Consider the following 6802-nt stretch of genomic DNA (forward strand, 5'->3'; position numbering starts at 1 on the left):
GCGGCCGCTTGCTGTTCACGCTGACGAGGATGACCACCAGCGCCAGCACGATGTTGAACGTGAAAAGCACATCCAGCAGCACCGGCGGCAGCGGCAGGATGACCATCCCGAGGATGGCCAGCAGGAACAGTGGCGCTGCGAAGCGGTAGGGACCGAGCTGGGCCTGGAGTCGGCTGAGGAAATTCATGGGGTCTGCGGGTCCGAGAGGTGCGAGGGCACCGGCAAATCGGTGGGCGGAGGGGGAGCGCTGCGGCGCTTGCCGGTCTGGAAGGCCTTGAGCTGCATCACATAGCTCAGCACCTGGGCCACCGCCTGGTACAGCGAGGCGGGGATCTGCTGCTGCACCTGTGAACTGTTGTAGAGGGCGCGAGCCAGCGGCGGAAGCGAGAGGGTCTGAACGCCGTGCTGGCGCGCGATCTCGCGGATGTAGAGGGCCATCTCGTCCACGCCCTTGGCGAGAACGAAGGGAGCCTCCGCGCGCTCGTCGTCATAGCGGAGCGCCACCGCGTAGTGTTCGGGGTTGACGATGACGACGTCGGCCTGCGGCACGGTCTTGCGCACGGCGCGCTGGGCCATCGCGCGCTGCAGTTGCCGGATGCGCTGACGCACCTCGGGGCTGCCTTCTTGCTGCTTGTGCTCGTCCTTGACTTCTTGCTTGCTCATGCGTTGGCCGCGCATGAAGAAGAAATGCTGCAGCGGAGCGTCGATCAAGGCGAACAACAGCAGCACGCCGGCCAGCGACAGCAGCGCGTCCAGCATCAGGCCGGTGCCGTTGAGCAGGGCCTGATCCAGGCTCTGGCCCTGCAGCTCGAGGAAGCTCGGCCCGAGGCTGCGGCTCATATGCACCAGCAGCGCCAGCACGCAGGCCACTTTGGCGATGGAGATGCCCAGCTCGCTGTAGTGCTTGGCACTGAAGAGGCGCCCTAGATTGGAGATCGGTGACATGCGGGAGAAGTCCGGCATCCAGCGCGAAGTGCTGAACACCAGGCCGCCGGGCATGACGGACGCCAGCAGCGCCACGGCAGGCAGCACCAGCAGCGGCAGGCAGATCTTGGCCAGCAGGCTCATCACGTGGAGGAAGCTGGCCGACCAGACGTTGTCCTGGGCGCCGTCGGCCTCCAGCAGCGCGAAGCCCAGCGTGAAGAGTTGTCTGAAGTCCTCCAGGTACAGCGGCATCAGCAGCGTGATCAGCTTGAAGCCCAGCAGTACGCCCACTGCCATGGAAAGGTCGCGTGAGCGAGGTACCTGGCCCTTCTCGCGCGCCTTGCGCAGCTTCTGGTCTGACGCCTTCTCGGTCTTGTCGCCGCTGGTGTTGTCAGACATGGCCCGCTCCGCGCAGACCTTGCCCGATCATCTCCAGCACGCGCTCCGTCATTCGCAGGTAGTGCGCAGGCACGAAGCTGAGCATCTGCGACAGCATGAAGAGGCCGAACAGCGTCACCACTGCGAAGCCCAGCGAGAAGAGGTTCAGCGTCGGTGCAACCCTGTTCAGCAGGCCCAGGCCCATCTGAACGACGAATGTGGACAGCACCACGGGCAGCGCCAGCAGCAGCGCTGCCGAGAACAGCCATGCCACGTTGTAGGCGACGGTTTCCAGCGAGATGGACAGCAGCCCCGAGCCCACCGGCCAGGCCTTGAAGCTCTGGCCCAGCACGCCCAACAGCAGCAGGTGGCCGTCGACGCTGAAGAACACCAGCATGCACAGCACGCTGAGCAGCGCCGAGATCACGTCCGAGGAACTGCCATTGAGCGGGTCGTTCATGATCGCCATCGCCAGCCCCAGTTGCGACGACAGAAGATAGCCCAGCACCGTGATCGCGGCCATCGCCAGGTGGAAGGACAGGCCCAGCACGAAGCCCAGTACCGCCTGCTCGGCCGCGGCGGCCACGCCCTGCAACGACCACGGGGACAGGCCCGCCATTGCCGTGCTCTGCGACACCGGCAGCAGCACCACCGCCAGCACCAGCGACAGAAGCACCCGCACGCTCACCGGCACCAGCGTCTCGCCGATCATCGGTGCGGCGCTGAGCATGGCCAGCGTGCGGCAGAAGGGCCACCACAGCCCGCTCAGCAGCGCCAGCAACTGCGGGAAGACGACGTCCATCACCCCACCAAGGTGGCGGCGCGCTCGAAGATCGAGACGCAGAAGTCCATCAGGTATCCGACGATCCAGCGCCCGGTGAGCGTCACCGCCAGCAGCGTCACCAGCAGCTTGGGCAGGAAGGACAGCGTCTGTTCGTTGATCTGCGTGGCGGCCTGGAACAGGCTCACCAGCAGGCCCACCAGCAATCCGGGCAGCACCAGCACCAGGGCCAGCAGCATGACGATATGCACGGCCTCGCCCATCAGGTCGACGGCAATCTCGGGGCTCATCAGTTCACCATCCTGACGCTGGACACCAGCGTGTTGACGGTCAGTGTCCAGCCGTCCACCAGCACGAACAGCAGCAGCTTGAGCGGCAGCGAGATCACCAGCGGGCTGAGCATCATCATGCCCATGGCCATCAGCACCGAGGCAACGACCAGATCGATGACCAGGAAGGGGATGAACAGCATGCAGCCGATCTGGAACGCGGTCTTCAGCTCCGACAGCACGAAGGCCGAGAGCTTGACCGGGAAGCTGTGTGCCGTAGGTTCGGTGACGCCTTCTTCACCGGCCAGTTTGGCGACCTGGGACAGGGCGGTCTTGCTGGTCTGCGCGAGCATGAAGCGCGACATCGGCGCCTCGGCCACCTGCAGCGCCTGCGTCAGCGTGATCTTCTCGGCGTCGTAGGGGACGAAGGCCTGTTCCCAGATCTGCGTGCCGATGGGCCGCATGACGAGGATGGTCAAGATCAGTGCCACGCCGGTGATGAGCCGATTGGGCAGGCCCTGCTGCAGACCCAGCGCCTGGCGCAGCAGCGACAGCACGATGACGAAGCGCGTGAAGCTGGTCATCATGAGCACCAGCGAGGGCAGCAGCCCCAGCAGGGTCATGATGATCAGGACCTGGGTCTTGACCGTGAAGTCGCCCGAGGCAGCGCCGGGCTGGGCGCCGGCGATCTTGAGGGTCTGCGCCATCACCGGGTGGTGCAGCAGCGACAGCCCCACGCCCAGGGCCATCAGGCCCAGGGCTTTGAATCGCTTCATCGCAGCACCCTTCGCGCTGCGCGCTGTCCCGCCGGGCGGGAGCAAGCTCCCTTCGGAGCCGCCGGACAGGGGCTCATGACTGCAGCGAATCCAGATCCAGCCCGTCGATCTCGATGATCTTCAGGCCGTAGTTCTCACCGCTGACGACGACCTCGGCGCGTCCGATGGCGGTGCCATTGACCTTGATGGTCAGCGGCTCGCCGGCGAGGCTGTCCAGCTCCACCACGCTGTCGGCCTGCAGGTTGGCCAGGTCGTACAGCGACACCTTGGCCTCGCCCACTTCCAGCGTCAGCGTGACCGGGATCTTGCGCATCAGCTTGGGCAGGTCGCGTGCCGGCGCCGCGGGGGCAGCAGGCTGCGCCTCCGCGGGCAGCACGAGGTCCTGTTCGGGGAATTCGTTCAGCAGCGCCTCGATGGCCTGGTTGTCGTTCATGTTCATCGGGTTGCTCATGTCAGTCGGCGTCCGCAAAAGAAGTCAGGCACAGCTTGCCCTGGTGTTCGGCCACCGAAGCAGTGAACAGGCACGAGCCATCGACCAGCACCTGCGTGGCCTTGGGGTTCAGGCGCACGGGCACGAGGTCGCCGGGCCGCAGATCCAGCAATTCGCCCAGTGACAGGGTCTGCTGCAGCAGCCGGGCCTGCAGCTTCACGTCGAGGCGACGCGCCAGGGCCTGGGGTTGCGTGGTGCGCGGGCGCGGCGCGCGCGGCGGTTGACCATCGGCCAGCCGCCTGAGCAGCCGGTCCATGCAGGCGCCGTCCAGGCCGACAAGGACGGTGCTGGACAGGCCTTGCTCGGGTTCGGTGATGACGGCCTGCACCATCCAGCCACCGGGCGAGAGGCCCGATAGCGGGTTGTGCTGCAGCGCAAACTCTGTGGCTGGCTGGCCCAGCGCCTGCTGGACGCAGCCCAGCACCTGCCGGCAGAGCAAGGCCTGCAGGCGTTCTTCGGTGGCGGTCTGCTGTGCATTCGCCACATCGGCCAGCGCGCCGCCGTAGCGGTGGGCCATCAGGCTCAGCACCAGGTTGCGCTCAAGCAGGCAGCTCATGCGGCCCACATCGGCATCGCTGACCAGCCAGCGGCCGCCCGCACCCTGCCCAGGGGCCAGGCTGACGTCGCCGACCTGGTAGTGCGCACGGTAGCGGCGGTTGTGCTGGCGCAGGAGGTCGCCCAGGGCCTCGCGCAGCTCCCCGGTGAACTGCGGCAGCAGGTGCACCGGCCGGCCCAGCGTGCGCGGATCCAGCACGGCGGGGGCGGAGGGAGGGACGGGGATGCTCATGGGCAGGTGTGGCAAATATCGAGGCGACACGGAACTGCGCATATTCTGGCAGGGCCGATCGGGTATTGGGTGGCGCGGATTCTGTCGAATTTTGAATCAGCGGCAAAGGGGTTGACTGGCGTTGCGAAAATGTGCCGGGGAGTCGCTGCGAAAAAAATCACGTGTCACCCGCCTGGGTGGAATTTAAGTCCGCCAGGCAAGCGGTCGCCCTGTTTTGGGGAGCGCTCGTCAGAATCTGATGATTGCATCCGCTCATACATGACGAGGCTGGTCGCCAAATATGCGCGACAGGACTTTCGCGGCATGCTGCATGTGCACAAAATCACGCCCGGGTAGAGCGGTTCCTGCAGCGCAGCAAAAAGAACTTGTATCCGGCTGCCGGGCCTCGCTACAGTCCGTTGCATCAGGGCACACCCGAGCGAAAGTCGGGGTCGCAAAGCTTCCGGTCTACCGTGCGCAACGCAGGTTGTGCATCACGATAGCGGGGTTGCCAGACCTGAGTCTGCCGCACTGCGCGCTGCGCCGGTGCCGCGCTCTCGCCTGCCGGGCCGCTCCATGCGGCCTGTTGTGACCGCTGGCATTCGCTGGGTTCGCCGCCGACTCACCCGTTGGAGATTGCAACCATGAGCGAGCCGAACCTCTTCACCTTGCGTGCGCTGCCGCCCCACTCGTGCGGGCGGACGGCGCCGTCCGCCGCCCGTCCGGGCCGGCTCGTTCCTTGGGTTGTTACCGGTTCCCGGCCCGCCGTGCCAGACGCTGCGGGCTGGTCGTGCCGGCGAGTGTGACCCGGGTCTGAATTCAAGTCGTGAATACTGCCGATATTATTTACAAATATCCTAATGACATCGAAATCGGCAAATGAGGGAGTGAAGATGACGATACGCTTCTCGCGAAGATTGTCCTGAAGAATTCCTGGCCGGGGTCGAATACTGACCCGGTGGGCTAATCCGAACCGAAACTGAATAAATATGCCCTTGACCGGGCAGGGGATGGTTTTGCCCGCGGCGGGCGCCAGCCCTTTGACCAGAAGGAATAGAAAATGGCCGTCAACGCCACCATGGCACCGCCGCTGACCTCGGGCATGCTGGCCGAAATGGCCCGCCTGGACCAGGACGCGCAGCGCCTGGCCGCCAACGTCGACCCGGCGCAGGCGCCCGGCGCCGTGGCCGCCGGGGGTGGCTTCGCCGAGAGCATGGTTCAGGCCCTGCGGGGCGTGGACGGGCAGGACCAGGAGGCTGCTCAACGCATGGCGGCGGTCGAGACGGGCGAGAGCGACGACCTCGTCGGCGCCATGCTCGCCAGCCAGCAGGCCAGCCTTTCCTTCTCCATGCTCATGCAGGTGCGCAACAAGGTGGTTGGCGCCGTGGACGAGCTGATCAAGCTGCCGCTCTGAGGCCGACATGATGAAAGCCCTGACGGCCCGGCTGGGCCCCACCTGGAACCGCCTCCCGACTCTGCCGGGCGGGCTGGCGCGCGGCCTGCTGCCGGTGGTGGGGCTGGCCCTGGCCGGCACCGCGCTGGCGCTGATGCTGATGTGGCGCGACCAAGCCGGCTACAAGCCGGTGTTCGGCCATCGCGAGCGCGTCGCCACGGCCGAGATGCTGGCGGTGCTGGACGCCGAACGCGTTGGCTACCGTCTGCACCCCGAGACCGGCCAGGTGCTGGTGCCCGAGTCGCAGCTGGGCCGGGTGCGCATGCTGCTGGCGGCCAAGGGTGTCGTGGCCAAGCTGCCCGCCGGCCTGGAGCTGATGGACCGCAACGACCCGCTGGGCGTCAGCCAGTTCGTGCAGGACGTGCGCTTCCGCCGCGGCCTGGAGGGCGAGCTGGCCCAGAGCATGATGAGCCTGGACGCGGTGGAATCGGCGCGCGTGCACCTGTCCATTGCCAAGTCCTCGTCTTTCGTGCTGTCGGACGGCCAGAAGAGTACGGCCTCCGTCGTGCTGACGCTCAAGCCGGGCCGCACGCTGGGCAATGAACAGATCGCCGCCGCGATCAATCTGGTGGCCGGCAGCGTCGCAAGCCTGGACCCGGCGCGCGTCAGCCTGGTGGACCAGGCCGGCAACCTGCTGTCCTCGCGTGTGGACCTCAGCGAAGGCTTCGAGGGCAGCCAGGTCACCGACGCCGCCAAGCATTTCCAGGACGAGGCGCGCCGCAGCGCCCGCGACCTGCTGGCGCCGGTGTTGGGCGATGAGAACTACCGCGTTTCCGTGACGGCAGAGGTCGATAACGACCGGGTGCAGGAGACGCGCGAGCAGTACGGCGACGCGCCGCGCCTGACCAACGAGGCTATGCGCGAGGAGTCCGACCGCGAGCGCATCGCGCTGGGCGTGCCGGGCTCGCTGAGCAACCGGCCGGTGAACGCGCCGGCCACCGCGGCCAGCGGCGCCGACGACGCGT

General features: G+C 66.6%; 9 protein-coding genes and 1 riboswitch. Of the genes, 2 read left to right on the forward strand and 7 right to left on the reverse strand.

The annotated features are described in order from the left end of the window. The 7 genes from VGF12_RS21995 to VGF12_RS22025 all read right to left on the reverse strand — a co-directional run. A partial coding sequence (locus VGF12_RS21995) for an FHIPEP family type III secretion protein (RefSeq protein WP_331178187.1) occupies positions 1-187 on the reverse strand: 187 nt, incomplete at its 3' end. Further along, a complete protein-coding gene (locus VGF12_RS22000) occupies positions 184-1323 on the reverse strand; it encodes a flagellar type III secretion system protein FlhB (RefSeq protein ID WP_331178188.1) in 1140 nt (379 codons plus the stop codon). The genes VGF12_RS21995 and VGF12_RS22000, both read right to left, overlap by 4 nt. Further along, a complete protein-coding gene (locus VGF12_RS22005; RefSeq protein WP_331178189.1) occupies positions 1316-2104 on the reverse strand; it encodes a flagellar biosynthetic protein FliR in 789 nt (262 codons plus the stop codon). The genes VGF12_RS22000 and VGF12_RS22005 overlap by 8 nt, the downstream gene beginning before the upstream one ends. Next, entirely contained in the window at positions 2104-2376 is a 273-nt protein-coding gene (gene fliQ / locus VGF12_RS22010; protein ID WP_331178194.1) for a flagellar biosynthesis protein FliQ, read from the reverse strand. Before fliQ ends, VGF12_RS22005 begins: the two co-directional genes overlap by 1 nt. Beyond that, the gene (gene fliP, locus VGF12_RS22015) at positions 2373-3128 is read right to left on the reverse strand and encodes a flagellar type III secretion system pore protein FliP (RefSeq protein ID WP_331178190.1); all 756 of its coding nucleotides are present in this window, start codon (positions 3126-3128) and stop codon (positions 2373-2375) included. The genes fliQ and fliP overlap by 4 nt, the downstream gene beginning before the upstream one ends. Before the next feature lie 73 nt (positions 3129-3201). Further along, entirely contained in the window at positions 3202-3567 is a 366-nt protein-coding gene (gene fliN, locus VGF12_RS22020; RefSeq protein WP_331178195.1) for a flagellar motor switch protein FliN, read from the reverse strand. Positions 3568-3580: 13 nt separating this feature from the next. Then, complete coding sequence (locus tag VGF12_RS22025; protein WP_331178191.1) at positions 3581-4405, reverse strand: FliM/FliN family flagellar motor C-terminal domain-containing protein; 825 nt, start codon at positions 4403-4405, stop codon at positions 3581-3583. A gap of 397 nt (positions 4406-4802) precedes the next feature. Next, a riboswitch (cyclic di-GMP riboswitch) is annotated at positions 4803-4900 on the forward strand. A gap of 544 nt (positions 4901-5444) precedes the next feature. On the opposite strand from VGF12_RS22025, the gene VGF12_RS22030 reads away from it, so the two are divergent. Both VGF12_RS22030 and fliF read left to right on the forward strand, forming a co-directional pair. After that, positions 5445-5798 carry a flagellar hook-basal body complex protein FliE gene (locus tag VGF12_RS22030; RefSeq protein WP_331178192.1) on the forward strand — a complete coding sequence of 118 codons (354 nt, stop codon included), beginning with the start codon at positions 5445-5447 and terminating at the stop codon, positions 5796-5798. Positions 5799-5808: 10 nt separating this feature from the next. Then, on the forward strand, positions 5809-6802 hold a 994-nt coding region (fliF, locus tag VGF12_RS22035; protein WP_331178193.1), incomplete at its 3' end, for a flagellar basal-body MS-ring/collar protein FliF.

The organism is Roseateles sp., from assembly GCF_036404855.1.
Taxonomy (GTDB): domain Bacteria; phylum Pseudomonadota; class Gammaproteobacteria; order Burkholderiales; family Burkholderiaceae_C; genus Pelomonas.